General features: G+C 68.5%; 27 protein-coding genes. 8 read left to right on the top strand and 19 right to left on the bottom strand.

What is annotated here, in order from left to right; all coding sequences use genetic code 11:
* Positions 1 to 218 precede the first annotated feature (218 nt).
* A complete protein-coding gene (locus G6N51_RS00355) occupies positions 219 to 1,337 on the top strand; it encodes a PPE family protein (protein ID WP_083173231.1) in 1,119 nt (372 codons plus the stop codon).
* A gap of 15 nt (positions 1,338 to 1,352) precedes the next feature.
* The gene (locus G6N51_RS00350; RefSeq protein WP_083173232.1) at positions 1,353 to 2,657 is read left to right on the top strand and encodes a PE family protein; all 1,305 of its coding nucleotides are present in this window, start codon (positions 1,353 to 1,355) and stop codon (positions 2,655 to 2,657) included.
* On the opposite strand, the gene G6N51_RS00345 is transcribed toward G6N51_RS00350, so the two are convergent.
* From G6N51_RS00345 to G6N51_RS00310, 8 genes are all read right to left on the bottom strand, one after another.
* A complete protein-coding gene (locus G6N51_RS00345) occupies positions 2,646 to 3,671 on the bottom strand; it encodes an NUDIX hydrolase (RefSeq protein WP_083173233.1) in 1,026 nt (341 codons plus the stop codon). The genes G6N51_RS00350 and G6N51_RS00345 overlap by 12 nt on opposite strands.
* Positions 3,671 to 4,795, bottom strand: a complete 1,125-nt coding sequence (locus tag G6N51_RS00340) for a glycosyltransferase family 4 protein (RefSeq protein ID WP_083173234.1) — start codon at positions 4,793 to 4,795, stop codon at positions 3,671 to 3,673. Before G6N51_RS00340 ends, G6N51_RS00345 begins: the two co-directional genes overlap by 1 nt.
* Positions 4,795 to 5,724: a phosphatidylinositol mannoside acyltransferase gene (locus G6N51_RS00335; protein ID WP_083173288.1), complete on the bottom strand. Its 930-nt coding sequence runs from the start codon at positions 5,722 to 5,724 to the stop codon at positions 4,795 to 4,797. Before G6N51_RS00335 ends, G6N51_RS00340 begins: the two co-directional genes overlap by 1 nt.
* 8 nt (positions 5,725 to 5,732) lie before the next feature.
* Positions 5,733 to 6,365, bottom strand: a complete 633-nt coding sequence (gene pgsA / locus G6N51_RS00330; protein WP_083173235.1) for a phosphatidylinositol phosphate synthase — start codon at positions 6,363 to 6,365, stop codon at positions 5,733 to 5,735.
* Between the two features lie 13 nt (positions 6,366 to 6,378).
* Positions 6,379 to 6,957 carry an HIT family protein gene (locus G6N51_RS00325; RefSeq protein ID WP_083173236.1) on the bottom strand — a complete coding sequence of 193 codons (579 nt, stop codon included), beginning with the start codon at positions 6,955 to 6,957 and terminating at the stop codon, positions 6,379 to 6,381.
* Positions 6,950 to 9,016 (bottom strand): threonine--tRNA ligase, encoded by a 2,067-nt coding sequence (gene thrS, locus G6N51_RS00320; protein WP_083173237.1) that lies wholly within the window; start codon positions 9,014 to 9,016, stop codon positions 6,950 to 6,952. Before thrS ends, G6N51_RS00325 begins: the two co-directional genes overlap by 8 nt.
* Positions 9,017 to 9,133: 117 nt before the next feature.
* The gene (locus G6N51_RS00315; protein ID WP_174814275.1) at positions 9,134 to 9,757 is read right to left on the bottom strand and encodes a PaaI family thioesterase; all 624 of its coding nucleotides are present in this window, start codon (positions 9,755 to 9,757) and stop codon (positions 9,134 to 9,136) included.
* 26 nt (positions 9,758 to 9,783) lie between these two features.
* On the bottom strand, positions 9,784 to 10,668 hold the full coding sequence (locus G6N51_RS00310; protein ID WP_083173238.1) for an aldo/keto reductase: 885 nt from the start codon (positions 10,666 to 10,668) through the stop codon (positions 9,784 to 9,786).
* Between the two features lie 57 nt (positions 10,669 to 10,725).
* Between G6N51_RS00310 and G6N51_RS00305 the strand changes: the two genes are divergently transcribed.
* Positions 10,726 to 11,226: a DUF1990 family protein gene (locus G6N51_RS00305; protein WP_083173290.1), complete on the top strand. Its 501-nt coding sequence runs from the start codon at positions 10,726 to 10,728 to the stop codon at positions 11,224 to 11,226.
* 8 nt (positions 11,227 to 11,234) lie between these two features.
* Here G6N51_RS00305 and G6N51_RS00300 read toward each other — a convergent pair whose 3' ends face one another.
* From G6N51_RS00300 to fdxA, 5 genes are read right to left on the bottom strand one after another with little or no spacing between them, the layout of a single operon-like run.
* Positions 11,235 to 12,176 carry an NAD(P)H-dependent flavin oxidoreductase gene (locus G6N51_RS00300; protein ID WP_083173239.1) on the bottom strand — a complete coding sequence of 314 codons (942 nt, stop codon included), beginning with the start codon at positions 12,174 to 12,176 and terminating at the stop codon, positions 11,235 to 11,237.
* Positions 12,177 to 12,179: 3 nt separating this feature from the next.
* The gene (locus tag G6N51_RS00295; RefSeq protein WP_083173240.1) at positions 12,180 to 12,524 is read right to left on the bottom strand and encodes a cupin domain-containing protein; all 345 of its coding nucleotides are present in this window, start codon (positions 12,522 to 12,524) and stop codon (positions 12,180 to 12,182) included.
* Between the two features lie 31 nt (positions 12,525 to 12,555).
* A complete protein-coding gene (locus G6N51_RS00290) occupies positions 12,556 to 12,981 on the bottom strand; it encodes a hypothetical protein (protein ID WP_083173241.1) in 426 nt (141 codons plus the stop codon).
* Entirely contained in the window at positions 12,978 to 13,658 is a 681-nt protein-coding gene (locus G6N51_RS00285; RefSeq protein WP_083173242.1) for a helix-turn-helix transcriptional regulator, read from the bottom strand. The genes G6N51_RS00290 and G6N51_RS00285 overlap by 4 nt, the downstream gene beginning before the upstream one ends.
* A 7-nt stretch (positions 13,659 to 13,665) precedes the next feature.
* Positions 13,666 to 14,022 (bottom strand): ferredoxin, encoded by a 357-nt coding sequence (fdxA, locus tag G6N51_RS00280; RefSeq protein WP_083173243.1) that lies wholly within the window; start codon positions 14,020 to 14,022, stop codon positions 13,666 to 13,668.
* Between the two features lie 94 nt (positions 14,023 to 14,116).
* On the opposite strand from fdxA, the gene G6N51_RS00275 reads away from it, so the two are divergent.
* The gene (locus G6N51_RS00275) at positions 14,117 to 14,938 is read left to right on the top strand and encodes a class I SAM-dependent methyltransferase (RefSeq protein ID WP_083173244.1); all 822 of its coding nucleotides are present in this window, start codon (positions 14,117 to 14,119) and stop codon (positions 14,936 to 14,938) included.
* A 15-nt stretch (positions 14,939 to 14,953) separates the two neighbouring features.
* Here G6N51_RS00275 and G6N51_RS00270 read toward each other — a convergent pair whose 3' ends face one another.
* The gene (locus G6N51_RS00270) at positions 14,954 to 16,114 is read right to left on the bottom strand and encodes a site-2 protease family protein (RefSeq protein WP_083173291.1); all 1,161 of its coding nucleotides are present in this window, start codon (positions 16,112 to 16,114) and stop codon (positions 14,954 to 14,956) included.
* 308 nt (positions 16,115 to 16,422) lie between these two features.
* Here G6N51_RS00270 and G6N51_RS00265 point away from each other — a divergent pair, with 308 nt between their 5' ends.
* The gene (locus tag G6N51_RS00265) at positions 16,423 to 16,854 is read left to right on the top strand and encodes an Hsp20/alpha crystallin family protein (protein ID WP_083173245.1); all 432 of its coding nucleotides are present in this window, start codon (positions 16,423 to 16,425) and stop codon (positions 16,852 to 16,854) included.
* 184 nt (positions 16,855 to 17,038) lie between these two features.
* Positions 17,039 to 17,254, top strand: coding sequence for a hypothetical protein (locus G6N51_RS00260; RefSeq protein ID WP_174814353.1), 216 nt, complete (start codon positions 17,039 to 17,041; stop codon positions 17,252 to 17,254).
* A gap of 27 nt (positions 17,255 to 17,281) precedes the next feature.
* Here the strand turns inward: G6N51_RS00260 and G6N51_RS00255 are convergent, their stop codons facing one another.
* From G6N51_RS00255 to G6N51_RS00240, 4 genes are all read right to left on the bottom strand, one after another.
* Positions 17,282 to 18,949, bottom strand: a complete 1,668-nt coding sequence (locus G6N51_RS00255) for an HAD hydrolase family protein (RefSeq protein ID WP_083173247.1) — start codon at positions 18,947 to 18,949, stop codon at positions 17,282 to 17,284.
* 164 nt (positions 18,950 to 19,113) lie between these two features.
* Complete coding sequence (locus G6N51_RS00250; protein ID WP_083173248.1) at positions 19,114 to 20,511, bottom strand: wax ester/triacylglycerol synthase family O-acyltransferase; 1,398 nt, start codon at positions 20,509 to 20,511, stop codon at positions 19,114 to 19,116.
* Between the two features lie 17 nt (positions 20,512 to 20,528).
* A complete protein-coding gene (locus G6N51_RS00245) occupies positions 20,529 to 21,782 on the bottom strand; it encodes an alpha/beta hydrolase family protein (protein ID WP_083173249.1) in 1,254 nt (417 codons plus the stop codon).
* Between the two features lie 124 nt (positions 21,783 to 21,906).
* Positions 21,907 to 22,887, bottom strand: a complete 981-nt coding sequence (locus tag G6N51_RS00240) for a GNAT family N-acetyltransferase (RefSeq protein ID WP_083173292.1) — start codon at positions 22,885 to 22,887, stop codon at positions 21,907 to 21,909.
* Between the two features lie 330 nt (positions 22,888 to 23,217).
* Here G6N51_RS00240 and G6N51_RS00235 point away from each other — a divergent pair, with 330 nt between their 5' ends.
* Together G6N51_RS00235 and G6N51_RS00230 are read left to right on the top strand one after the other, a co-directional pair.
* Positions 23,218 to 23,481, top strand: coding sequence for a hypothetical protein (locus G6N51_RS00235; protein ID WP_083173250.1), 264 nt, complete (start codon positions 23,218 to 23,220; stop codon positions 23,479 to 23,481).
* Between the two features lie 155 nt (positions 23,482 to 23,636).
* Positions 23,637 to 25,475 carry an AMP-dependent synthetase/ligase gene (locus tag G6N51_RS00230; RefSeq protein WP_083173251.1) on the top strand — a complete coding sequence of 613 codons (1,839 nt, stop codon included), beginning with the start codon at positions 23,637 to 23,639 and terminating at the stop codon, positions 25,473 to 25,475.
* Between the two features lie 54 nt (positions 25,476 to 25,529).
* Here the strand turns inward: G6N51_RS00230 and G6N51_RS00225 are convergent, their stop codons facing one another.
* Positions 25,530 to 26,558, bottom strand: coding sequence for a YncE family protein (locus G6N51_RS00225; RefSeq protein WP_158086238.1), 1,029 nt, complete (start codon positions 26,556 to 26,558; stop codon positions 25,530 to 25,532).
* Positions 26,559 to 26,580 lie beyond the last annotated feature (22 nt).

The following is a 26,580-nucleotide window of genomic DNA, read 5'->3' as shown; positions in this document are numbered from 1 at the left end:
TATCCACTGCTGATCTCCTTCAACCGTTGTCGCCCCAGTCTAGTGGGGGGCGGGACACGGATTTTCCAACGGCGGAGTCACAAAGGGCCGATTGGCCCTAGGCCCCGAAATCGACCCCTTGCTAGACACGTCATCGTTACTTTGCTCACATCGTTGACGCGGACGCGGCCCGCCACCTGGTTGCGGGAACGGCCGCCGCCTGGCTGAGGAGGGTCGGGATGGTGCCGGATTTTGGGCTGTTACCGCCCGAGATCAACTCCGGTCTGATGTATGCCGGTCCGGGGGCGGGGTCCATGCTGGCCGCCGCGGCCGCCTGGGCGGGGTTGGCCGCCGAATTGGGATGGGCGGCGTCCTCGTATGCGACGGTGATCGCAGCGTTGACGAGCGGGCCGTGGCTGGGTCCCTCGGCCGTCGCGATGGCGGCCGCGGCCAGCCCGTTCGTCACCTGGTTGGCGGCGACCGCGATGGATGCCGAGCAGGTGTCGACCCAGGCGATGGCGGCGGCTGCGGCCTACGAGGCGGCGTTCGCGATGACGGTGCCACCGCCCGTGATCGCCGCCAACCGCGCGCAGCTGATGGCGTTGATCTCGACGAACTTCTTCGGCCAGAACACCCCGGCGATCATGGCCACCGAGGCGCACTACTCCGAGATGTGGGCACAGGACGCCACCGCGATGACCGCCTACGATGCCGGCACGCTGGCAGTGGGGGCGCAGTTGACGTCGTTCGCCGAACCGCCCGACGGCCTCGGCCCCGCGCCTCAAGCCGCGGCGTCGGTGACAACCGAGACGCAATCGGCCATGTCGGACGCCCAGCTGGTCTCCTCGCTGTTTCAGTCGTTCGGGCTCTCCCCGTCGCCGGCTTCGGGGCTGTCGCCGCTGGAGATGCTCTCGATGGGCGGCGAGTTCGCCATGCAACCCATGAGCATGCTCGTCAGTCAGGTCCTGGGCCAGTTCATGGGTGGCGCCAATCCGTTGATGAGCGGTGCTGTCGCCGGCATGCCGTCCATGGGTTCGGCCTTGGCCTCCGCCGGTTCCCCGCTGGGGGCGCAGGCCCCGTCGCAGCTGGGTGCTCCCGCGGTGTTGGCGGATGCGGGTAGGGCGGGTTCAATTGGGGCGCTGTCGGTTCCGCCGAGCTGGGCCACCGAGGTGCAGGCGCCGACGTCGATTGCTCCCGTTGCCGGCGTGCCGACCACGGGTGTGAGTCAACTGACGCCCAGCGTGCCGAGAGTGCCGTTCAAGCCGGCGGTCACCACGCCCGGGCGCGGGGTGGCCGGTGTGAATCCGGCGATCGAGGCATCGCGCTCCGGTGTGCTGGCGCGCCCGGTGGTGGGCTAGTCAGGCGGCGATGCGATGTCGTTTGTGATCACAGCGCCGGAGACGCTGGCAGCGGCCGCCACTGATTTGCAGGGGATCGGTTCGGCGATAGCCGCTGCCGACGCAGCGGCGGCCACCCCGACGACCATGGTGTTCCCCCCGGCCGCGGATGCGGTATCCGTCCGCACGGCGGCGCTGTTCGCGGCGTTCGGCCAGCGCTATCAGGAGATCGGCGCACGGGCGGAAGCGTTTCATCAGCAGTTCGTGCAAACGTTGATCGGCAGCAGCGATTCGTATGCCCAGGCGGAGGCCTCCAACGCGGCCGCCACGCAATTGGCGCCGGCCCTGCCCTCGCAGCAGACGGTGACCGGAAGCTTGAGCCTGGCAAGCCAAGTGCAAAGCACGCCGACCACGTCGTCGTCGACCAACGTGGCGTTGATCATGGGCGGCACGGGAAACCCGCAACCCACCCCGTCCTACGTGACTTCCGTCTACAGCACCTACATCGCCCCCCATTACCCCGGCTATACGCCGGTGGGTTTGACGACGCCCGAGGACTTCTGGCCCGTCACCGGCCTCACCAGCGAAACCTTCGGTCAGTCGGTCCGGCAGGGCGTCGCGATACTCAACAACGCCATCCTGAGCGAAACCGGCGCGGGCAATCACGTTGTCGTACTGGGCTATTCGCAGAGCGCCACGATCGCCACCCTGGAAATGCGTTACCTGGACGCCCTACCCGCCGCCATCCGGCCGAGTTCGGACCTGCTGTCGTTCGTGATGCTCTCCGACCCGAACGTTCCGGGCACCGGCATCCTGACGCACTTCATCCCCGGCTTCGGCGCGTTTCACGTCGTGACTCCGGTGGACACGCTGTACCAGACCGCCATCTACACACTCCAATACGACCCCATCGCCTACTTCCCGCGCAGCATCTTCAACATCCCGGCCGACCTCAACGCCCTCTTGGGCTTTCCCTACCTGCACTCGACATATCCGACCCTCACCGCCGCGCAGCTTGCCACCGCCATCCAGACGCACATCGGCATGACCACCTACTACCTGATTCCCCAGAACCTGCCGCTGCTGGACCCGCTGCGCATGATCCCTGTCCTGGGCAACCCGCTGGCCGACCTGCTCCAGCCCTTCGTTCGGCCGTTCATCGACTTCGGCTACGCGACCGGGCTCCCCGGGCCGTTCCAGTCCCTCTCGGTCACCGCTGCCGGCGGCCTGACTCCGGTTGCGGCGCAAGCGATCCCGGAATCACTGGCCGCGGGGCTGAGCCCGCCATTAGACCTGCATGTCTCGGTGAGCGGACTGTGGATTGCGGAGTCAACGAATTGATTGCAGCGGGCCCGGCGCCCGGCCGCCGGCCAGCGCGGCCGCGTCGGTGAGCAGTTCGGACAGCTGCATCGGGTACACCGTCTCACCGGCCGCGGTCAGCCGGACGATGTCGGCAGCATCACACCAGCGGTGGCCGTGGATGTAGCTGCGTTCCAAGTCGGTCCGGCCCACGCCCGACGGCTCGAACCGGCGGGTGCGGTAGACGAAATAGAATTCTTCGCTGTCGATCAGGGCGCCGTTGAACTCGAACACCTCGTCGCGCCGCCAGACGGGACCGACCATCTCGGCGGGCGCGACCCGTAGTCCGGTCTCCTCGGCCAATTCCCGGGCGGCGGCCTCGGCCAACCGCTCCCCCTTGCCCACCTCACCGCCGACGGTGATCCACCATTTCGGCGCGTCGGCGCGGTCGATCGAAGGGTCAGAACCGCGCAGCAGCAGCACCGCACCGGTCTCGTCGAGCAGCACCACGCGGGCCGACGTGCGGTGGCTGAGCACCCCGTGATCGCCGTGGGCCAGCGCGTGCGGGCGCTCGACAATCTCGAAATAGCTGGGCAGCGCGGCCGTTCCGCCGAGGCGAAGGGTTCGCACCAGAAATCGCTCGCGCAGCGCGAGGGTGTCCCGTACCGCGTCGTTGTGGAAGCGGCGGGCCAGCACCACCCGGGCCTCGGCGTCGGCCAGCTCGGCGATCAGACCGGCCGGCAGTGACGCCGGGTCGACGATCGCCAGCGCGGCCGACAGCTGGTTCTCGCAGGACTCGCGCTCCGGCCGCGGCGCGGCCTCGGCGGCGTCGGCCAGCGCGGCCAGCCGCCTGCCATCGGAGGCGCCGCCGTACGCGTCGATGGCGACCGCCCGGGCGACCACCGCCCGCCGCGCCAACGCTCCGTCGAGTGCCTGCCACGACAGGTCGTAACGGACGTGCAACCGGTCCAGCCGGGTCGCCGTCTGGTAGGCCCAGGCGCCCAAGATCGCCAACAGCCCGACGAGCACCGCGATGGCGACGACCAACCATGTCATCAGCCGGCCACCTCCACTTTGGCGCCGGACGCGGCGACCGTCTCGTAGACCCGCATGATCTGGCTGGCCACCACCGACCAGTCGTATTGCTGGACCGCGGCCGAACCGGCCGCCACATAGCGTTCGCGCAGCACATCGCTGTCTAGCAGCGAAACCAGGGCATCGGCGAGCGCTATGCCGTCGCCGACGGGCACCAGGCACCCGACTTCGCCGTCGCGCAACACGCGCCGGAAGGCGTCCAGGTCGCTGGCCACCACCGCGGTGCCGGCGGCCATGGCCTCGACCAGCACGATGCCGAAGCTCTCGCCCCCGAGGTTGGGTGCGCAGTACACGTCGGCGCTGCGCAGGGCCGACGCCTTCCCGGCGTCGTCGACCTGACCCAGGAAGCGAATGTGCTTCACCAATTCGCCTTCCTGGCTGCGTAATTCGTCTTCGTCGCCGCGGCCGACGATCAGCAGCTGGATGTCCGGGAAGCGCTGGACCACGCCGGGCAGCGCGTCGAGCAGGACGGACATGCCCTTGCGGGGCTCGTCGTAGCGGCCGAGGAACAGCACCGTCTTGCCCGGCCGCGGGTAGCCCTCCAGCCGCGGCGCCGAGGCGAACGAGTCGACGTCGACCCCGTTGGGGATCTCGACCGCGTCGGTGCCCAACGCCTCCATCTGCCAGCGGCGGGCGAGGTCGGAGACCGCGATCCGGCCGACGATCTTCTCGTGCATCGGCCGCAGGATGCCCTGAAAAACCGTCAGCGTCAGCGACTTGGTGGTCGAGGTGTGAAACGTCGCGACGATGGGTCCCTCGGCGATGTTGAGGGCCAGCATCGACAGGCTCGGCGCGTTGGGCTCGTGCAGGTGCAGGACGTCGAAATCGCCTTCGGCGAGCCACTTTTTGACCTTGCGGTGGGTCGCCGGACCGAACCGCAGCCGGGCCACCGAGCCGTTGTAGGGAATGGGGACGGCCTTGCCCGCGGACACGACGTAGTCGGGCAACACCGCGTGCGGCGAAGCCGGCGCCAGGACGCTCACCTCGTGCCCGCGCCGGCGCATCACCTCGGCGAGCTGCAGGACGTGCGACTGCACCCCGCCCGGCACGTCGAACGAGTATGGGCAGACCATCCCGATTCGCATCAGGTCTCCCTGAGCCGCGCCTGCTTGGCCTCGGACAGGTCGGTCAGCCACTGCGGTTGCAGCATGTGCCAGTCCTCGGGGTGCGCGGCGATGTTCTTTGCGAACTGATCGGCCAGCGCCTGGGTGATGGCACCGACGTCGCCGCTGCTGCAATCCAGCGGCGGCTGCATCCAGACCCTCGAGCGGTCGCCCTCGAACCAGCAATGCGACGGCAGCAGCGCCGCCCCGGTCTCGATCGCGAGCTTCGCGGGGCCCGCCGGCATCCGGGTCGGTTCGCCGAAGAAGTCGACCTGGACCCCGGTGCGGGTCAGGTCGCGCTCGGCCATCAGGCACACCACTCGGTTGGCCCGCAGCCGCTCGCACAACACCTCGAAGGGGGGCCGTTCGCCGCCGGACAGCGGCAGCACCTCGAACCCGAGGCGTTCGCGGAAGGCGATGAAGCGCCGGTACAGCGACTCCGGGTTGAGCCGCTCGGCAACCGTGGTGAAGGTGCCGTGTGTCTGCGCGAGCCACACCCCGGCCATATCCCAATTGCCGCTGTGCGGCAGCGCGCATATCGCGCCGCGGCCCGCGGCCAGCGCCGCCGCCAGATTGTCTTGCCCATCGACCGACTCGTCGAGCTGGCTCGCCAGCTTGCGGTGGTCCATCGTGGGCAGGCGGAACGCCTCCCGCCAATAACGTGCATAGGACGCCAGCGATGCCCGCATCAGGGCGTCGGGCACCTCGGCGGGCGGCACGCCGATCACGCGGGCCAGGTTCTTGCGCAGCTGCTCGGGGCCGCCCCCGCGGGCGGCGTAACGCGCTCCGCTCTCGAACACGGTGCGCGCGGCGAACTCCGGCATCGCCCGTACGACCATCCAGCCGGCCGCGTACCCCCAGTCGCTCGCGGTGCCGGATGCCAGGCGGCGGGGGGTGGCGATCAAACCCATGCCCGGGATCACGGCATGCGCTCCGTCGCACCGGGCGAGGTCCACACGGTGCGCAACCGCTGCACGCAGGTGACCACGCTGGCCGCGGCCAGCAGCCACATCGCCACCGGCAGGGCCGGCGGCCAGGCAACAAAGGGGAAGTCCGACACGCCGGCACCTACCAGCACGATGATGAGCCTTTCGGGTCGTTCGATGATGCCGCCGTCGCCGCGCAGGCCGCTGGCTTCGGCCCGCGCCTTGATGTAGGAGATGACCTGCGAGGTGACGAGGCAGATCAACGTCGCCACGGCCAACAGCTTGTCGTGCAGGCCGAAGGCGGCCCACCACAGCAGTCCGCAGAACACCGCGCCGTCGCTGACCCGGTCGCAGGTGGCGTCCAGCACGGCGCCGAAACGGGTGCCGCCCCCGCGCTCCCGGGCCATGGCGCCGTCGAGCATGTCGAACAGCACGAAGAACCACACCACGCAGCCACCGGCGAACAACTTGCCCATCGGGAAGAGCGTGAGCGCCCCCGCCACGGATCCGGCGGTGCCCAGGACGGTGACCACGTCCGGCGTCAATCCCATCCGCAGGCACGCTCTGGCGGTCGGGGTGGTGAGCCGCGCGAAGGCCGCCCGCGACAGGAACGGCACCTTACTCATGAGCGCTCAAGCCTCATGGCTGCTTTGCCCACTCCGTGGCGAGCAGCCGGCGGGTTTCGCGCAGCAGCTGCGGGATCACCTTGGACCCGCCGATGATGGTGATGAAGTTCGCGTCGCCGCCCCAGCGCGGCACGACGTGCACGTGCAGGTGCTCGGCAAGTGACCCGCCCGCCGAGGTGCCCAGATTGAGGCCGACGTTGAAGCCGTGCGGCCGGGACACGTTCTTGATGACGCGAATCGCCTTCTGCATGAAGGCCATCAGCTCCGCGCTCTCCTCGACGGTGAGGTCCTCGAGCTCGGACACCCGCCGATAGGGGACCACCATCAGGTGGCCCGGGTTGTACGGATACAGGTTGAGGACGGCGTAGACCAGTTCGCCGCGGGCGACCACCAGGCCTTCCTCATCTGACAGTTGCGGGATGTCGGTGAAGGGCTCCTCGGTCTTGCCCGAGGAGTTGGGATCGCGCTTCATCGGCGCTTCGGCCAGATACGTCATCCGGTACGGCGTCCACAGCCGTTGCAGGTGGTCGCTCTGGCCGACCCCGGTGTCCAAAATGGCGTCCTCGGCGCGGTTCTCTTCTGGATCACTCACCGCCGGGTACCTTCACGAGTTCGGCTGTGGGAACGGCGTTCTCGCGGTCGGCGATCCAAGCCACGATGGCGTCGACGGCGTTGTCGCGGGGCACACCGTTGATCTGCGTGCGGTCGCCGAAGCGGAAGCTCACGGCCCTCGCCTGGACGTCGCGGTCACCGGCCAGCAACATGAACGGCACCTTCTGGCCGGTGTGGTGGACGATCTTCTTGGCCATCCGATCGTCGCTGCTGTCCACCTCCACCCGCACGCCGTGCGACTTCAGTTGCGCGGCAATGCTTTCCAGGTAGGGTACATGTTCATCGGCGACGGGGATGCCCACCACCTGCACGGGCGCCAGCCATGCCGGGAAGGCCCCCGCGTAGTGCTCGGTCAGGATGCCGAAGAACCGCTCGATCGACCCGAACAGCGCGCGGTGGATCATCACGGGCCGCTGGCGGGTTCCGTCCGGGGCGGTGTATTCGAGCTCGAAGCGTTCCGGGAAGTTGAAGTCGACCTGGATGGTCGACATCTGCCAGCTGCGGCCCAGCGCGTCGCGGGCCTGCACGGAGATCTTCGGGCCGTAGAACGCCGCGCCGCCGGGGTCGGGAACCAGTTCGAGGCCCGATTCGGCCGCCACCTCGGCCAGGGAGTTGGTGGCCTGCTCCCACATCTCGTCGGTGCCGACGGACTTCTCCGGGTCCTTGGTGGACAGCTCGAGATAGAAGTCCTCCAGGCCGTAGTCGCCCAGCAGCTCGAGCACGAAGCGCAGCAGCGACGCCAGTTCGCCGTGCAGTTGTTCGCGGGTGCAGAAGATGTGCGAGTCGTCCATGGTGAACCCGCGCGCCCGGGTCAGCCCGTGCACCACACCGGACTTCTCGTAGCGGTAGACGGTGCCGAACTCGAAGAGCCGCAACGGCAGTTCGCGGTAGGACCGTCCCCGGGACCGGAAGATCAGCGTGTGCATCGGACAGTTCATCGGCTTGAGGTAGTAGTCCTGCCCGGGCTTGCGCACCGTTCCGTCGTCGGCCAACTCGGCGTCGAGGTGCATGGGCGGGAACATCCCGTCGGCGTACCAGTCCAGGTGGCCCGAGGTGTGGAACAGCTGCGCCTTGGTGATGTGCGGGGTGTTGACGAACTCGTACCCGGCCTCGATGTGCTTGCGCCGCGAGTACTCCTCCAGCTCCCGGCGCACCACACCCCCCTTGGGGTGGAAAACCGCCAGCCCGGAACCGATTTCGTCGGGAAAGCTGAACAGGTCAAGCTCGATGCCCAGCTTGCGGTGGTCGCGGCGCTGGGCTTCGGCGACCAGCTCGAGGTGGCGGTCGAGCGCCTCCTGCGACTCCCACGCGGTGCCGTAGATGCGTTGCAGGCTCGCGTTGCGCTGGTCGCCGCGCCAGTAGGCGGCGGAGCTGCGGGTCAGCTTGAACGCCGGGATGTGCTTGGTGGTCGGGATGTGCGGCCCGCGGCACAGGTCGCCCCAAACCCGTTCCCGGCTGCGGGGATTGAGGTTGTCGTAGGCGGTGAGCTCGTCATTAGACCCAGGGGGGCCGACCTCCATGATGTCGGGGTCACCGGACTTGTCGTCGACGAGTTCCAGCTTGTAGGGCTCGTTGGCCAACTCCGAGCGCGCCTGATCCTTGGACTCGTAGACGCGGCGCTCGAACAGCTGCCCGTCTTTGACGATCTGGCGCATCCGCTTTTCCAGCGCCGCCAGGTCCTCGGGCGTGAACGGCTCGGCCACGTCGAAGTCGTAATAGAAGCCATCGGTGATGGGCGGCCCGATCCCCAACTTGGCGTTCGGGAACAGGCCCTGGACGGCCTGGGCCAGCACGTGCGCGGCCGAATGCCGGATGACGCTGCGGCCCTCGTCGGTGTTGGCCGCCACGGGGACGACCTCGACGTCGGCCTCGGGCACCCAGCTCAGGTCGCGCAGCTTGCCGTCGGCGTCACGGACGACCACGATCGCGTCCGGCGTGCCCCGCCGCGGCAGCCCGGCCTCGCCGACCGCGGCGCCGGCGCTGGTGCCGGCAGGCACCTTGATCGGGCGCTGCGGCGATCGGTCTGCGGGGGCGCTCATCGCGTTGGGTCTCCAAGGCTCAGTTGTGCGGGGGGTGACTAACGATCCGTGAATAGTCGTTGCCATGCTATCGGGGCGCGCAGGCGAGGGCCCAAGCCATTACCGGCCGGCAGCGATTCAGGGCTGGCCGGGCTTGAGCCGCACGAACAGGGCGTCGGCCTCGGTCAGCAGCGTGTCGCCGTCGGTCAACCGGCCGGACACGAAGATCTTGCGCCCGTCGACCCGGTCGACGCCGGCGTCGAACTGCAATTCCTTCTCGATCGGCACGATGTGGCGGTAGTCGATCTTCAGGTATGCCGTGCGCTGGCGCCGGCTCCCGGTGAGAAGGACTGCCGTCAGCCCGAGCACGGTGTCGAACAGCATTCCCAGGCATCCGCCGTGCACCGCGCCGTTGCGGCCGAGATGAAACCGGGCGAAGCGGGCCGAGCCGTGGATGCGGCCGTCCTCACCCCTGCGCGCCGACATGGGCACGGTCAGGATGTTGCCGCGCATCGGCAGGTCCATCCGGCGCCCCGACGGGGAGTGCCACTCGTCGGCGTCGAATGGGCTGAGCAGCGCCGACACCTTGTCCAGTAGGTCGGCGGCCTCGGTGATCACCGCGTCGGGCGCGTCGACGGCGCGGGCGTGGTCCTGCAGGGTGCGCACGGCGTCGATGAACCTGCCGTAGTCGGGGCCGCCCTTGGTCGTCGGCTCCGGCGGGTTGAACCCGCCGCCGGGATGCCCGGCCTGTTCGCTGGTCACCCGGACACCGTATCGGCCCGGGGCGGTCAGACGGTCTTTTGACCTGCGGCGGTCGACAGCGCCTCGAACTCGTCGTCGCTCAGCTCGATCTGGGCGGCGGCGACGTTCTCCTCCAGGTGCGCCACCTTCGACGTGCCCGGGATCGGCAGCATCACCGGCGACCGCTTCAGCAACCAGGCCAGCGCCAGTTGCGACGGGGTCGCGCGGTGCTCGGCGGCGATGCGCTGCAGCGGGCCGTCGGCGGCGGCCAGCGGGCCGGCGGCCAGCGGGAACCACGGGATGAAGCCGATGCCCTGCTCGGTCGCGGCGTCCAGCAGCGGTTCGGCGCTGCGGGCGGACAGGTTGTACATGTTCTGCACGGACACGATCTCGGTGATCCGCCGGGCCTCGGTGAGCTGGTCGATGTTGACCTCGGACAGGCCGATGTGGCGGATCTTGCCTTCGTCTTTCAGCGCCAGCAGCTCGCCCACCTGGTCGGCCAGCGGGAAGTCGCGGTCGATGCGGTGCAGCTGGAACAGGTCGATGGTGTCGACGCCGAGGCGGCGCAGGCTCATCTCGCATTCCTGGCGCAGATAGCTCGGGTTGCCCAGCGGGATCCAGACGTCCGGCCCGGTGCGCAGCAGCCCCGCCTTGGTCGCGATGACCAGCCCGTCGTACGGATGCAGCGCCTCGCGAATGATGTCCTCGGCGATGTAGGGCCCGTAGGAGTCCGCGGTGTCGATGAAGTTCACGCCGAGCTCGACGGCGCGCCGCAGCACCCGGACGGCCTCGTCGCGGTCGGCGGGCGGGCCCCACACGCCCTTGCCGGTGAGGCGCATGGCGCCGAAGCCGAGCCGGTTGACGGTCAGGTCACCGCCAAGCGTGAACTTTCCGGAAGCTTCTGCAACGGTTTTCGAGTTTTGTGCGGTCACTTTTACGACCGTACGCCGGAAATGCCACTGCGCATCGCGGCGTGGCAAGCTGATCGGGTGGACTTGGCAGCGCTCGAGGAACTCCCGTTGACGTACACCGAGGTGGGCGCGACCGCGTCCGGCGCGCTGCCCGCGGGATACGGCCACCTGCACACCGAGACCCAGATCGGCACGGGCCGGCAGCGCTTCGAGCGGGCCGCCGAGGCCGTCATGCGCTGGGGCATGCAGCGCGGGGCCGGGCTAGGGGTGCGGGCCAGCTCCGAGGTGGCGGAGGTCGACACGGTGGTGGTGGTGCGGATGGGTTTTCTGCCCGCGCCCTGCCGGGTGGTGTACGTCGTCGACGAACCCGACATGCGCGGATTCGCCTACGGCACCCTGCCGGGACATCCGGAGTCGGGTGAGGAACGCTTCGTCGTCCGGCGCGACCCCGTCACCTCCGCGGTGTTCGCGGAGGTGACGGCGTTCTCGCGGCCGGCGACCTGGTGGAGCAAGGCGGCCAGGCCGGTGGTGTCGGTGGCCCAGCGCGTGATGGCCAAACGCTATCTGCGCGGCGTCTGAGCCGAACGCTACGAACCCCAGCCGGCAAGCAATCGCTCTGCGCCCGAACACATTTCGTCGATCACGTCGGCCACCGAGGCGTCGTCGCGAATCATCCCGACGCCCTGACCGGCGTCCACGGGGGCGATGCGGCGATCGTCGGCGGCGATCGATGCCACGAGTTCGTCGCAGGCCTGCGGATTGAGCGCGTCCTCGTTGCCCGTCCAACGCTCCACGAAGTCGTTGGTCAGCACGCGCGACGGGAATCGCGCGGGCCACGGCCGGGCCTGGGCGACGTCGAAGGCCCGCGTGACCGCGGTGTCGGTGGCCCGGGCCGCGATCAGCGCGCGGCGGCTGCCGTCGCCGGAGAGCGCCTCCGGACAGGCCGCCAGGCGGGTGCCCACCCACGCCCCGCTCGCACCGGCGGCCAGCACGGCGGCCAGGCTGCGCGCCGACGCGATGCCGCCACCGGCGAGCACCGGCACCGAGACGGCGTCCAGCACGGTGTCGAGCAGGGGCAGCGTCGCGAGCTTCGCCTCCCCGTGCCCGCCGCCCTCCGCACCCCGGGCCACCAGAATGTCGACGCCGGCGTCGGCCGCCTCGCGCGCCCCGACGCCGTCGTATACCTGCGTGGCGGCGGGGATCCCCGCATCGTGCGCCTTGGCGACCCACGACCAGTCGGTGCCGAAACTGACCGACAGCAGCGCCGGCCGTGCGGCCAGGGCGTCCTCGAGCAGCCCCGCCTCGGTGCGCATCACCCAATCGACCAGGCCGATGCCGAACGTTCCCCGCACCTGCTGCAGCTGGGTGCGGAGCAGTTCCCTCGTCGCGACGCTGCCCATGCCGATCATGCCCAGACCGCCGGCCGCGGTGACCGCCGCGGCCAGCCGGCCGCCGGCGACCCCGCCCATCGGGGCGTTGACGATCGGCACCCGCAGCCCGAAGTCCCTTGACCAGGGCGTGGAAAGCATCGGCTAGTGAGCCGAGGGGATGGTCTTGAGCACGGTCAGCATGACCACCGAATCCTCGACCGCCTGCAGGGCGTGCCGTTCGGCGGGAATCGCGACATAATCGCCGGTTTTGCCGACCCAGGAGTCGCCGCCGGTGGTCAGGCGGACGTGGCCCTGCAGCACCTGCAGCGTCGCCTCACCGGGGCTGTCGTGTTCGGCGAGTTCGTGACCGGCAAGCAACGCCAGCACCGTCTGCCGAAGTTCGTGGGTGTGGCCACCGTGGATGGTGTGGGCCGCCCGCCCGCTGTGCGATTCCTTTGCCTCGGCGAGCTTTTCGGACGCGAGGTTGGTCAACGAGATCGATTCCATAGCTGAGTCCTTTGCGGTTGAGCGGACGCGATCAGGCCGTCAGTAGCAGTATCCCCGCCGCGACGAGCGCGCCGACCTTGACCACCTCCAAGGCCACGTACACGTAGTGGGCCCGGGAGCGGGGTCCGTCCGACCCGGCAAGCACGCTGTCGGATCGGCGCGTCAATCGCGGGCGCACCGCGATCAACTGCAGGGCCAGCGCGCCGGTGGCGACGAAGATCGCCACCGCGATGTTCGCCCTGATCGGGCCGGCGACCACGATCGCCAGGACGACGAGGGCGAAACAGACCTCGACGGTGTTGAGGGCGCGAAACACCAGCCGGCCGATGCCGAGCCCGATCTGCAACGTCACGTTGGGCGCGCGGAACTTCAGCGGGGCTTCCAGGAACGAGATCGCCAGCACCATGCCGAGCCACACGAAGGTGACGGCGACGGTGATCGCCGGCCCGGTGCTCACGTGGCCGCTTGCTGCGGCGCCAGGTGCGCGACACACAGGTCCGGTTCGACGAACGCCTCGAGCCGCTCGACCGACACCGGCGCCCCCCAGGCCTCCATGGCGCCTTGCATGAGTCCCAGATGCACGGGGCAGACGACCGCCGTCCGGTTCTCCGCCAATTCCAGGAATGGGCAGTGCCGCAGCCCGACCTGCTGCTCCCCCTGCGCCGCCCGGCGTTCGGGCGCAAAACCGAGCTCGTCGAGCATGTTGACCAGATGGTCGATGGCGTCGTCGGCGCTCGCGGGCCCGGTCGGCACCGCTTCCACACTGGACTCGAGCTTGCGCCCCCAGGCCCGGCCCGCGGCCACCGCCTTGGCGCTGGCGTCCGGCTCAGCGGCGAACGCCGTCGCCAGCACCTCGGCGAGCAGGCGATAGTGCCGCGTGCCGCCGCGGTCCATCTGGCGGACCGCGCAGAACATCAGCGGAGGGCGGCCCGGCCCCTTGCGGCCCGGTTCGACGTGCTCCACCTGGCCGTCGGCGACCAGGCTGTCAAGGTGGAACCGCACGGTGTTCGGGTGCACGCCCAGCACGTCGGCGATCGCGGCGATGCTCATGGGATCGGGCGACCTCCGCAACACCCGCAGCACCTCGCGGCGTCGGCTGGCGGATTCCCCGATCGACGAGGGCGGCAACTTCACGGGACCCTCACGCTCCTTCCGCTTGGTCGGCCCTCGGCTGAGCGGCCACCAAAGGCGTGTCTACACCGAGCGGACCGATCTTGGCCGCCCCACCCGGAGATCCCAGGGGAACGTCGCGGCCCGGCAGCGTTTCGGCGAAGAACGCCTCATTGTCGGCCAGGTACGGTCGGAGTTCCTCGGGCAGGTCGTCTTCGTAGTAGATCGCGTCGACCGGGCACACCGGCTCGCACGCGCCGCAATCCACGCATTCGTCGGGATGGATGTAGAGCGCCCGGCCGCCCTCGTAGATGCAGTCGACGGGACACTCGTCCACACAAGCGCGGTCCATCACGTCGATGCATGGCTTCCCGATCACGTACGTCATGCGGTAGAGTTTACACAACATCACTTGTAAAAACGAGTGCCATGGGAGAGCCGGTGCAACAGTTCCTGAAAAGCCCTGCGGGGCGGGCATTTTGATGATCAAGCCACGGGCCGAGGTGCGGCCTCCCCTGCCTTCAGCGAGTCGCGCCGACGACACGGTGGCGGGCCATTGGCTGTTGGCCCGCCTGGGCAAACGCGTTCTTCGCCCCGGGGGCGCCGAGCTCACCCGCGCATTGCTGGGCCGCGCCGAGGTGGCGGACGCCGACGTGGTCGAGCTGGCTCCGGGCCTGGGCCGCACCGCCACCGAAATCGCGGCCCGCCGGCCACGGTCGTATGTCGGCGCCGAGGCGGACCCCGACGCGGCCAACGTGGTCCGCGGCGTGCTCACCCGGCTCGGCGTCAAGAACTGCGACGTCCGGGTCGCCGACGCGGCGGCGACCGGATTACCGGACGCCGGCACCGATGTCGTCATCGGGGAGGCGATGCTGACCATGCAGGGCGACGCGGCCAAGCACGCCATCGTCGCCGAGGCGTCGCGATTGCTGCGGCCCCGCGGCCGGTACGCGATCCACGAATTGGCGTTGACACCGGACACGGTCTCGGAGGAGGTCAGCACCGACATCCGGCAATCGCTGGCCCGCGCGATCAAGGTCAACGCGCGACCGTTGACGGTCGCGGAATGGTCGGAGCTGCTGGCCGACCACGGGCTGGTGGTCGACCACGTCGCGACGGCCCCGATGGCCCTGTTGCAGCCGCGCCGACTGGTCGCCGACGAGGGGCTGCTCGGGGCGCTGCGGTTCGCCCGGAACGTGCTCGTCCACCGGGATGCCCGCACGCGGGTCCTCACGATGCGCCGCACGTTCCGCCGGCACCGCAAACAGCTGGCCGCCGTCGCCATCGTCGCCCACAAACCCTGACTTCGACTGCGCGGCCTAAATGGGCTGGGCCGAGGCCGGTTTCGCGTCGTCCGGGTGGGCGAGCCGGTACACCTCGATGAGCCTCGCCACATCGGTTGGGGTCACGATGCCGACCACCTGGCCGCCCTCGAACACCAGGGCGCGACTGCGCGGACCGGCGGGCGCCATCCGCTCCAGCAGGGCGGTCAGGGGCTCCTGCGGCGCGCCGGACGGCACCTCGTGCAGCGGTTGCGCGATCTCCCCGACGGTGGTGGTGGCGCGCCGCCCGGGCGCGACATCACGCAACTGCCGCAACGTGATCAACCCCGAAACCGACCCGTTCCGATCCACGACCGGGTACGCCGAGTGGCGATCACCGAGCACATAGCGCTGAACGAAATCGTCGACGGTGATCCATCCGGGGGCGGTATGCGGCCGGGCCGTCATCGCGTCGGCCACGCGCACCCCGGAAAACATCTGCCGAGTCGATATCCGCGTCTCCTCTTCGCGGCTTGCCGCGAATATGAACCAGCCGATGAAGGCCAACCAGACGCCGCCGACCAAGCCGCCCAACAAGAATTCGGCCAACCCCAACCCGATCAGGATGAACGCGACCACCCGTCCCGCGTGCGCGGCTCCGATGCTGGCGCGCACGCTGTCGCCGTGGCGGCGCCACAGGAACGCCCGCAGCACCCTGCCACCGTCCAAGGGTGCGCCCGGCAACAGATTGAACAGGCCCAGCAGCAGGTTGATGCCGGCCAACCAGGAGGCGACGCCGACCACGATGGGGGCGGCGCCCAGCGTCGGCAGCGCGGCGACCAGGCCACCGAAGAGGGCCGCCAGTGCCAGGCTGGTGGCCGGGCCGGCAATCGCGATCCGGAAGGCCGCCCGGGGCGTCTTCGCCTCGCCACCCAGGGTCGTCACACCGCCGAACAGCCAGAGCGTCACGCTTCCCACGGCCACCCCGGCGCGGCGGGCGACGACGGCATGCGCGAGTTCGTGCGCCACCAGCGAGGCCAGCAGCACCAGCGCGCCACACGCCCCGGCCGCCCAGTAGGCGACGGGCGAATATCCCCTGACAGTGCCGGGCAGGGTGCTCGCCAGGCTCCAGGTGAACAACCACAGAATGACCAGCACGCTCCAGTGGACATTCACCGGAAAGCCGGCGATCCGCCCCAATGGGATCGCATCGCGCACCTGAACCTCCAAAGTCGTCGAGGTGAGGCGGTTCGACGGCCGCCTCCTGTCCGAAGGTAGGGCGACGCCGCGGCCGTCACTAGGGCCGTTGGACCCCCGCGGGCGGCCGATCGGCCTCTTTGGACACGATCAAATTCGCACCCGCGGAATAGCTGAATTCCCGCGCGGCGCTGCGCCCTACAGATCGTGCGCACGCCCAAATGTCCTCGCCACAAACGTGATAAGGACTTCCGTCCCTACCGCGGCGCGGACTCACGTGGTCGGATCGAAGACGTCCGGAAAGACAAGAAACATCTCAGGAGAAGACAATGACCACCGCACTGCCCGCGACGCAGAAGCCGCACACGCTGTTCCCGGAGTTCTCGGAATTCCTCTCGGCGTTCCCGGCGTTCGCCGGAATCCGTCCGATGTTCGACACCCGGCTCATGCGGTTGGAAGACGAGACGGTTGACGGCCGTTACGAGGTGCGCGCCGAGATCCCCGGCATCGACCCGGTCAAGGATGTCGATATCACCGTGCGCGACGGCCAGCTCACCATCAAGGCCGAGCGCAGCGAGAAAAAGGAATTCGACGGCCGATCGGAATTCACCTACGGTTCATTTGTCCGTACCGTGTCGCTGCCGTCCAACGCGAACGAAGACGACATCAAGGCCACGTACGACAAAGGCATTCTGACTGTCTCCGTTCCGGTTTCGGAACCCGCGCCCGAGGAGAAGCACGTAAAAGTCGCCGCCAAATAGCCGGCGCAACCGAGGTCCCGGGCATCGGCGCCCGGGACCGCGTGCCGACTGCGGTAATGACTTTGGGCCCTATCCGCAATCTGGGCGTAACGCAATAATGGCGTCGTCTGACGTAATTTTGCGGTTGCGATTTGCGGCTGAACAAAGGAGCATCACGGCTATGGGTGGTAGCCCGACGATGTTGTTGACCGACTCTGACGTGGACGCCCTGGCTTCGGAATTCCTGCAGTCGCGGTATCTCGGCCCGATTTATGCCGACTGGTCCCCCGACCGGCGCCTCGACACGTTCCTGCGGCGCCGCGGCCTGTCTCGCGTCGCCGACGACGGCGATCTGGCCAATACCGTGTTGGAACGCATCATGGCCCACGTGGGCCGCGCATCCCGGCTGGCACGGGGCTGACCGCTCCGCTCGAAGCGGAATGTTGGCTCAGCGGCGGTCTTCCCGGCGTTCTTCCGAAGGAAGATAACGTTTCTCGACAGCTTCCACGAGTTGCCGACGGATGCGTTCCAGATCGGCGGCGCGACGGGCTTCCAGGTCGTCCTCCCAGGCGGCCACCCGCGCCGCGAGCTCTTTATCCGCGATGGTGCCTTCCAGCCAGCGGGAGAAGTCGCCCCGTTCGAGATGGTATTCGAGCGCTTGTTGGTCGAGCTGACGCAACGCGACCGAGAAGTCATGCATCGTCGCGGCCGGAGCGGTGGGCAGCCCTGTGGCGTGGAAGTAGAACCGCCGCTCCGCCGGCAGGTGAATGTCGGCGTATTTGTGGCGGTGGCGCACGTGCCTGGTATGGCGTTCCCCGATGGTGAACTCGCGCGGCGGTCCCGAGCCGAATCGTATGGTGGCGCGGCGCCGCGAGGCGAGGTCTGTCGCCGTGTCCGAGGACGTGAGCGCCAGCACGACGTCACTGCTGTCGGCCTCGTGGGCGGGCAATGACGCGGGGGCGAATGAGCACAACACGTAACCGCCGCGGCGTGCCCAGTGAGCTTCCTCTGCGTTGCCCAGCAGATGGGCCTCGTCGTAGATCACCCAGTGCGGGAACCCGTACTGTTCGCGGTGCGCCTCAGCGGTCGACCGCAGCCGATGCACGTAGTCGGTCTTGGTCGGTTCGGCCAGTCCCGACAGGTCCACCACCACGCCGGCGTTCGGACGCAGCGCGTTGACAAGCTCGGCCGGTTCCGGCAGGTGGTTGCCGCCGTCGACGACCTGCACGTGGCCCAGTTGCTGCAGCTGCAGGTGGTCGCCCTCGGGGTCGATGACGAGAACGCAATAGCCGGCCGAGATCCATCGCTCCGCCATCAGACCGACGAGGTAGCTCTTTCCGGACGCGGCCGGCCCGCCAATCAGGATGCGTGCCTGGCTGCCCGGCAACCTGGCAGGGCTTCCGTCCTCGAACGCTCCGATGTCCAGCCAGTGCCGCGGCGGGCACAGACGTTCTGCCCCGGAAAGATACGGTCCGGCCAGCAGTCCGGCCACGCCGGCTCCACCCGGCTCGTCCAAGACCACATCGGCAGATCGCCGAAGCGATCGGACCGCGTCTGACACGGCCGCACCCACCTCGGCTACCGCCAGTAATGACAAATCGTTCTCGGCGTCGCCCACGGCCACGGTGTTGTGTGGGGACAGATTGATCTTCTCCAAGAATGCGGTCAACCCGGTTCCCTTGGTGATGCCTGCCGGCAGCACCATCAGCGCGGTCCGATTTCGTATCTGCTGGTAGTCCATTCCCAGCTCACCGATCACCTCGGAGACGGCCGCCTGGTGTTTACCGTCGACAGCCACCAACACCTCGCCCCGCCGGTACGGGATTCCCCGCTTGGTGAGCGCTTCATCAAGGTCCGGACCCACCGGCGGCGCCAGCGCCTCTGTCTGTCCGGCGAACCACAGCACCGCGCCGTTCTCGAGTATCAGCGCGTCGACGTGCTCGGCCAACTGGGGGAACTCGCCGTGCAACTCGGCCCCGATGCGACCGGTGGCCACCACAATCGTCAGGCCGTCGCTTCGTGCCTGGTCGATCGCCCGCAGGACCGCTGGGTCCAGTTTGCCGCTCGACGTCAGGGTGCCGTCGAAGTCGGCGGCGACCACCTTGAAAAACGTCACAGCCCTACCCACCTGTACTCGCGGAACTGAGGTCGGAATGCGTGTGCCGGGACATCCCCAGGTATGTCCGATGCTCAATTTATGGCCCGCAGCGGCGACGCTCTAGGGCCGTTCGTCCCCGTTGGGCATTGGCGAGCGACCTCGCCGTATCACGGCGCCGCGTGTCAGCCGGCACCCAGGGCGTCCTCGAGCTCGGCCAGACACTGCTCGGTCAGCGGTATCAGCGACTCGATATCGGGCACCACGTCGCGGCCCGCGGCGTAGCCGAATCCGATCCGCTCGGCGTAGGAGCAGGTGGTGATGTTGAGTCCGTGGCCGTCGTAGACCGTGGACACCGGGTACATCTCCTCGATACGCGCGCCGTTCCAATACATTTCGGCCGCCGGGCCGCGAACGTGCGAGATCGGCAGGTTGTATCCGGTCCGGATTTTCGGCGTGAACGGCAGGAGCGGGCCGATCGCCGTCGCGGCGATGCTCCCGGCGTTCGTCAACAGTGACGCCGCCGCTCCCCGTTTGGCCACCCAGTGCTTTCCCTCCGACATAGCGCGATGGATTACGCTCAGTCGGGCCAGCGGGTCGTCCAGGTTGGTGCCCAACGGGCACATCCACAGCCCAAACTTGTTGGCGTGCTGATCGTTCGGGTCTTCGTGATCGGGGTCCCGCACCGTGATCGGGCATGCGGCCACCAGCGGCCGCTCGGGCAGTTCCCCGCGACCCAGCAACCAGCGCCGCACAACACCGGCCGCCATTGCGGTGAGCACGTCGTTGACGGTCACGCCGGCCGCCCGCCGGACGGCCTGGATGCGATCGTGTGCCCAGCTGCCCGCGGCCACCGCGCGCTCGGGGCCCAGGCGGTCGTTGAACCGGGTGTATGGCGCCCCCAGGGGCAGGGCGGTGGTGTGGCCGACCAGGGCGTCCAGCACCGTCGCGATTTCCCCGGTGGCCACCCGCCCGATCAACCCCGCACTCGATGCGGCCGCGCCGGTCACCGACCGCAGCGGCGACAGCAACCGAGACACCAGACCGCCCGTCGCCGGTGACCCGGGCGCCTCGCGACGGCAGTCGGCGTAAAACGGCCGCATCGACCGAAGTTTCGGGTCGTCGCTCAGCGCATCGGTGATCATCCGGAAACCGGCCACACCGTCCACCACGGTGTGGTGCACCTTGATGTAGAAAGCGAAGCGGCCCCCGTCGAGGCCATCGATCAGATACGACATCCACATCGGCCGCGACCGATCCAGACCCAGCGCATCCAGCTCGGAAATGAGCGGCCAGAACCCGTCCCCGGAAACCGTGCGACGCTGGCAATGTCGGCTCACATCAACGGGATCCATGTGTCGCCAAACCCACATCCCGCCGGTGTCCACACCGCGATGCGGATACTTGCACAGCCGGGGATCGATCGAGTCGCTCCCGGCCAGCGTCGTCCGATGCAGTTCGTCGACGTAGTCTGGCCCGGCGTCGTCGGGCGGCGACAGGATCAGCACGGCGCCGACGTGCATCGGGTTGGACACCCACTCCGCGGTCATCATCGCCGCGTCCAGCGGATCCAGCGGGTGCATCTTTGAAACCTCGGCGACTAAGCGGGAAGGTCGCGCTGGTCTGCGGCCCCGTTCAGCAGGCCCGACTGCTGCAAGGCCGCCTCGACGAACCGCTGTACCGGACGCGCGCGGAAGAAGCCGGTATGACCGCCGCGGTACCAGACGATTTCGGGCTTGCCCCAGTGTTCCCAGAGTCGGACCACCTGTTCCCGTGGATGCACCACCTGATCGGCGAGGCCGGCGTAGATGAAGCGGCCCGGCATGGGCACGAGCGGGGCCAGCGACAGGGGCGACGTCATCCGCCCGATCGGCCCGGCGAGTTCGATCGTCCGGCGGCGGGGATCGTCAGGGCCAAGCCCGGAATGCCGGCTCAGCAGGCCGACCAGGTCGGCCACCGGCACTCCGAGGATCGCGCAGGTCAGCCCCGCTTCGAGGCTGGCTACCAACGCGGTGATGTAACCACCCAGCGACAGGCCGTTCAACCCGATCTGCGATTCCGGCTCCTGCCGGCGTATCCAGGACAACAACCGGCGGATGTCCCACACCGCCTGCCCCGTCGCGTGCACGTCGTCGAGCACATCCTCCCCCGGAAACACCGCGCCCCTGGGGAGATTCCGGGCCCGGGGACCATGCATCGGGAGGACGGGCATCACGACGTTCAATCCGAGATCTTCGTGTAACCGCCAGGCCCGGAACAGGGCGAGATCCAAAGCGGCTCGGCCCATTTCGGTTCCGTGCACGCACACCAGCCAGGGCCGTGGTTGCGGGTGACGCAGCAACAGGGCGTACTCGCGGTTGTTTGCGGTGTAGCTCATCCACCGGTCCCCGCCCGGTTCGCCCGGCCGAGGCAGGTATCCGCTGTCGAAGACCATTCTGTAGAAGGAGCGCCTGCCCTTCTTGACCCTTCGGATCGTGACGTCCGTAAGCGGCGGCGGGGCACCGAAGAATCTTTTCGGGTGGTCGAGCCAACCGCGATCGCCGTAGAACTTCAGCCCCGCGACCACCTCGCTCGTGATGCGCTCGAACTCCTCGGGCCGGCTGACCGGGCGTCGCGCCTTAAGGCCCATCAGGACGACCTCGTCGCGGAACGCCTGCGCCGCCAGGGCGAGGGTGGGTCGCGCGATCGGAAGCTCGTCAGGCGCCTGGCTGAGGTAGTCGCGCCACGATTCGGCGACGTACCGACCGGTGCTGGTGAACGGTTTGACGGCACCGCCCAGGCCGACGCCCCCGGGCGGGCTCAATGGCAAAGGGGCGTGGCGCCGCGAATCGCCGTCGTTAGTCGGTACCGCCATGGTGGCAAGCTAGCAGGCGGGCAAATCCGTGTGTTAGGGCCTAACGGCCCGGCCGGGCCCGCGAAAGTCCTTGGCCGGCAAGCCGGGGGCGTGGTCCGAAGCGGTGGCGGTCCGGTGCGACGCCCTAGTCGAGTGCATGGATCACCTGGCGGGCCACCTGCCGGATCTGCTGATACATGCCGCGACCGAGGGGCAGATCACGAAAGCGCGGGATCGCCCCCGTCGTGGTCACCACGCCCGGTTCCTCGTGCGCCCAGCACGCGTCCACCTTGTCGCCCAACGCGCGCGCGGGCGGGTTGTCTGCCAGCACGCGGGCGTGGAACCGCTTGATGCCGTCGACGCGCGCCGCGACCGCCAGCGCGCCGAGCAGCATCGTGCCGATCCCGCGGCCCTGGTAGCCGTCCGCCACGGTGAGCGCAACCTCCGCCGAGGCGGGATCGTCTTGATCCCGGATGAATCGGGCATCCGCGACGACCGGCCCCGCCACGCCGTCGGTGACGACCCAGACGAAGTGGTCGACATAGTCGACCTCGAACAGGTAGGTCAGCCGGGCATCGGTCGGAGTGCCGCCTTGGTACCGCCGGTACAGCGTCTCCCGGGAGAAGGAACCACTGCTCTTGAACCGCTCAGCGTCGCCCGGCAGGACGGGACGCAGCGACAGCACGGCACCGTCTTTGGTCGATACCGGGATGGGGACGATGTAGGCGGCCAGCCGCTGCCGCGCGGTACGCAGCATCCGGTCGGCGACGGCCGGCATGGCCAGCATGGAGTCGAAAGCGGCGCTGTATCCGGTATAGCCCGACACCTCCCCCCGCGCGGTCACCGTCGCGTTTCTGGTCGCGTGGCGCAGCAACGCGATCTCGCCGACGATCGTCGCGCACGACAGCTCGGTGGTGGTGACCTGTCCCTTCGGGCCGACGTGCCTGACCACGACCGAACCGGACGCGATGATCGCGAATGACTCCGCTGGTTCCCCCTGCCGCATCAGCACCTCGCCGGCGGCGGCGTGCAGGGGCTCGAGAAGGGCGGCCAACCCCGCGAGGTCGTCGGCCGGGATGTCGGCGAACACGGGCACCGCCGCGAGCTCCTGCGCACTGACAGACATCACACCGGCCCACCCGTCGGTCTCGGACACCGACCCGAGTCACGCCCCGATTGCGAATCCATTGCTAATGCGGTCATCTCGCCGGTTTCGGAATTCGGGGGCATTGAAGCGAGTAACGTGGCGATGCACCCTCTCCGATGTACGGTACGCGACCGGCACCGGCATCGCCGGAGAAGTAAGTAGGTGACCACAGTGACAAAAGACCCTGCCGGACTGGGACCTCGGCAGGCCGCAAGTAGACCAAAGCCTTTCGGTAATCGTGCTCTTGGCCTCTACGGCCGGACCTTCGGGACTGGTCGGATGGATCGTTAAGGCTAATGGGGAGGGAACATGAATACAGCGAAGTGGCGGCAGCATTGGCCTCAGCGTAAGCCCACGGCCGCGATCTATCAGCTGACCGACCGCCTGCACGAGGGACATGTCGCCCGCGTGCCCGCCAATCAGATTCCCGCCACCGTATCCGCTTGGTTGGCCGAACTGGGTGCCCACAGCCCGTTGGTCGACGACCTCGAACGCGCCGTCCGCGGCGGCGACTGGCCCGCGGCGCACGCCCTCGGCGAGTGCCTGTCGATCGAGATAGCCCTGGCCGACTGACGGCCGCCGGCTGGCCCGACGCGGTCCCCGGGGACGTTTGCCTACTCCCGACGTGACTTTCGTCTCTATCGCCGGCCTACCCCGCTCCGCAGGATCTAACGGTATACCGGTGCATTACGGCATCGGTATCCGTTCGGCAGCAATGGATTCAAATCATGAAAGCAGCACTCGCCTCAACGGAGAGGCCGGATTTCCGCAAGATCGAGAACCGCGCGCCGTCGGTGGCGCGGATGTTCGTCAACCGGGTCGCCGCCACCCCGCAGGCGGAGGCGTTTCGCTACCCGCAAGACCACACCTGGGCGAGCGTGACGTGGCAGCAGGTCGGCGAGCGCGTCAACAATCTCGCCGCGGGCCTGATCTCGCTGGGGATCGAGCATGAGGATCGGGTCGCGCTCGCGTGCGCGACGCGTTACGAGTGGGTGCTCGTCGATTTCGCGATCATGTGCGCGGGCGCCGCGACCACCACGGTGTACCCGACGACGAACGCGACCGACGTCGCCTACATCGTCGCCAACTCGGGCAGCCGGGTGGTGGTCGCCGAAAACCAGACTCAGCTGGACAAGCTGCGCGAGCACCGGGCCGAACTGCCCGATGTGAGCAAGGTCGTCATCATCGACGGCAACGGCGACGACGACTGGGTGATCTCCCTTGCCGAGCTGGATCTGCTGGGCAAGCAGCTGCTCGCGGATTCCCCCGAGGCCGTCAACGAGCGCATCGCCGCCGTCGGCCCCGACCAGCTGGCCAGCCTCATCTATACGTCCGGGACCACCGGGCGTCCCAAGGGTGTGCGGTTGACGCACGGGGCGTGGACCTACACCGCGGCGGCCATCGATTCGCTGGGCATCCTCGGCCCCGACGACCTGAACTTCCTCTGGCTGCCGCTGGCGCACGCGTTCGGCAAGGTGATGCTGGCGTTGCCCCTGCAGATCGGTTTCCCCACCGCCATCGACGGCCGCGTGGAGCGGATCATCGACAACCTCGCGGCCCTGCGGCCGACCATCATGGGCGCGGCACCGCGCATCTTCGAGAAGGCGCACGCGCGCATCGAGGACATGGCCGCCGGGCAGGGCCGGGTCAAGAAGATGATCTTCGATTGGGCGATCGGGGTCGGTTTGAAGGTGTCGGAGGCCCGGCAGGCCGGCAAGAAACCCTCGTTGGTGGCGTCACTGTCCTACAAGGTCGCCGACCGCCTGGTGTTCACCACGATCCGGGAGCGGTTCGGCGGACGCCTGCGATTCTTCGTCTCCGCGGCCGCGGCCCTCGACCGCGACGTCGCGCAATGGTTCGACGCGGTCGGCATCATCGTGCTCGAGGGCTACGGGCTGACCGAAACGGCCGCCGCGTCGTTCATCAACCGCCCCCACGCATACCGGTTCGGGACGGTAGGCCGGCCGTTCCCGGCCACCGATGTGAAGATCGCCGACGACGGCGAGATCCTGCTCAAGGGGCCGGGTCTGATGACCGCCTACCACGACCTGCCGGACGCCACCGCCGAGGCACTCGACGGGGACGGGTGGTTCCACACGGGCGACATCGGACAAATCGACCCCGACGGGTTCCTGCGGATCACCGACCGCAAGAAGGACATGTTCAAGACGTCACAAGGCAAATACGTGGCGCCTTCGGCGATCGACGCGCGATTCAAGGGCCGTTGCCCGTACGTGAGCGAAATCGTCGTCTACGGGGAGGGCAAGCCCTACTGTGTCGCCCTGGTCAGCCTCGACACCGAGGCGATCACCGACTGGGCCGACAAGAACGGTCTGGCGGGCAAGTCGTTCGCCGAGGTCGCGCGTGACGACAAGACACACGAGCTGATCGCCGGATACATCGACGCCTTGAACGCCGACCTGAACCGTTGGGAACAGATCAAGAAGTTCACCATCGCCGACCGCGAATTCACCGTCGAGTCCGGCGATCTGACGCCCAGCATGAAGCTGCGCCGCAAAGTGGTGATCGGAAAATTCGCCGACCGTCTCGACGCCCTGTACGGGTGAAAGGCGTCTTTCCTTCCGCCCCAGCCTCGTTCGGCGGAACGCGGCGCTGCAAAGCTACGGCTGGACCGACAAGACGGTGACGGTTCCCGACCAGTAGTCGCCGACGTAGAGCCGGTCGCCGTCGGCGCTCACCGCCAGCGCTTCGGGGTGACCGTCGACGCCGACGGTGTCGGACACGCATTCGGCGATGGTGTCGACGATCGACACGGTGCCCGCCCCGAAGTTGCTCACGTAGGCGTATTTGCCGCTCGGGCTGATCCGCACGCAGCGGGGCAGGTCGCCGACCGGGATTCGCTCCGCTTGCCCGGCGACCGTGTCGATCACCGACAACGAGCCGCTGTTGATGACATACGCGCGTAAGCCGTCGGGCGTGATTTGCGCCTCAATCGGTTTGTCGCCCAACGTGATCAACTTGACGTCGAAGGACGCGAGGTCGATCGCCGAGACGCAGGAATGGTCGTAATGCGTCGCGTACACCATCGACCCGCCGAGGGTAATGGTGTCGGGCGCGCCGAGCAGGCCGACGGTATGGATCACCACATCTGTTGCGGTGTCGATGACGGCGAGCGAACCGGCGTCGTGTTGGTGGTGGTAATCGCTGCGCCGACGCAGCCCCACGTACAAGCGTTGGCGTTCGGAGTCTGCCGCGAACCCGGTGACGGCGCGGCCATCGAACGCGGCCACGGCGGTGCCGGCGACGGTCCCCTCACCCAGCGCCCACACTCGCCCACAATTCGTGGCATTGCCCGCTGCGTAGATCAGTGCCCCGTCCGGGGTGTCGACCTGCTGGACGCAGCACGCGCCGGGAATGACACCGACGCGGTGGTCGGAGATGTCGATCACCGAGACCGAGCCGCCGTGGTTCACGGTGTACAGCCGGCTTCCGTCGGCGCCGACGGTCAGCGCCCTCGGATGCCCGCCGACCGGGACCACGCACAGGACCTCATGCCGACTGCCGATGAATGCCACCGAGTCGCTCAGCGCCGCGTAGGCAACGGAATTGCCCGGGTTGGCAGTGAGGTCGTGCAGTCGGTCGTCGAGTGTCACGCGTGCGGTGACCGAGCCCCCGGATCGTCGTTCCACCCGTCCCATCGTTGGCGTGCCG

It is taken from the genome of Mycobacterium paraseoulense (assembly GCF_010731655.1).
Taxonomy (GTDB): domain Bacteria; phylum Actinomycetota; class Actinomycetes; order Mycobacteriales; family Mycobacteriaceae; genus Mycobacterium; species Mycobacterium paraseoulense.
The sequence above is the reverse complement of the archived record's forward strand: the minus strand, read 5'-3'. Positions and strand labels throughout refer to the sequence as shown.

What these genes read in the sequence shown, in the direction of transcription:
- fdxA (WP_083173243.1), bottom strand. Translation starts at nt 14,022, where the DNA reads ATGACGTACGTGATCGGGAAGCCATGCATCGACGTGATGGACCGCGCT.
- G6N51_RS00240 (WP_083173292.1), bottom strand. Translation starts at nt 22,887, where the DNA reads ATGTCTGTCAGTGCGCAGGAGCTCGCGGCGGTGCCCGTGTTCGCCGAC.
- G6N51_RS00245 (WP_083173249.1), bottom strand. Translation starts at nt 21,782, where the DNA reads ATGGCGGTACCGACTAACGACGGCGATTCGCGGCGCCACGCCCCTTTG.
- G6N51_RS00265 (WP_083173245.1), top strand. Translation starts at nt 16,423, where the DNA reads ATGACCACCGCACTGCCCGCGACGCAGAAGCCGCACACGCTGTTCCCG.
- G6N51_RS00355 (WP_083173231.1), top strand. Translation starts at nt 219, where the DNA reads ATGGTGCCGGATTTTGGGCTGTTACCGCCCGAGATCAACTCCGGTCTG.
- G6N51_RS00345 (WP_083173233.1), bottom strand. Translation starts at nt 3,671, where the DNA reads ATGACATGGTTGGTCGTCGCCATCGCGGTGCTCGTCGGGCTGTTGGCG.
- G6N51_RS00340 (WP_083173234.1), bottom strand. Translation starts at nt 4,795, where the DNA reads ATGCGAATCGGGATGGTCTGCCCATACTCGTTCGACGTGCCGGGCGGG.
- thrS (WP_083173237.1), bottom strand. Translation starts at nt 9,016, where the DNA reads ATGAGCGCCCCCGCAGACCGATCGCCGCAGCGCCCGATCAAGGTGCCT.
- G6N51_RS00230 (WP_083173251.1), top strand. Translation starts at nt 23,637, where the DNA reads ATGAAAGCAGCACTCGCCTCAACGGAGAGGCCGGATTTCCGCAAGATC.
- G6N51_RS00335 (WP_083173288.1), bottom strand. Translation starts at nt 5,724, where the DNA reads ATGGGTTTGATCGCCACCCCCCGCCGCCTGGCATCCGGCACCGCGAGC.
- pgsA (WP_083173235.1), bottom strand. Translation starts at nt 6,365, where the DNA reads ATGAGTAAGGTGCCGTTCCTGTCGCGGGCGGCCTTCGCGCGGCTCACC.
- G6N51_RS00250 (WP_083173248.1), bottom strand. Translation starts at nt 20,511, where the DNA reads ATGCACCCGCTGGATCCGCTGGACGCGGCGATGATGACCGCGGAGTGG.
- G6N51_RS00275 (WP_083173244.1), top strand. Translation starts at nt 14,117, where the DNA reads ATGATCAAGCCACGGGCCGAGGTGCGGCCTCCCCTGCCTTCAGCGAGT.
- G6N51_RS00350 (WP_083173232.1), top strand. Translation starts at nt 1,353, where the DNA reads ATGTCGTTTGTGATCACAGCGCCGGAGACGCTGGCAGCGGCCGCCACT.
- G6N51_RS00295 (WP_083173240.1), bottom strand. Translation starts at nt 12,524, where the DNA reads ATGGAATCGATCTCGTTGACCAACCTCGCGTCCGAAAAGCTCGCCGAG.
- G6N51_RS00300 (WP_083173239.1), bottom strand. Translation starts at nt 12,176, where the DNA reads ATGCTTTCCACGCCCTGGTCAAGGGACTTCGGGCTGCGGGTGCCGATC.
- G6N51_RS00235 (WP_083173250.1), top strand. Translation starts at nt 23,218, where the DNA reads ATGAATACAGCGAAGTGGCGGCAGCATTGGCCTCAGCGTAAGCCCACG.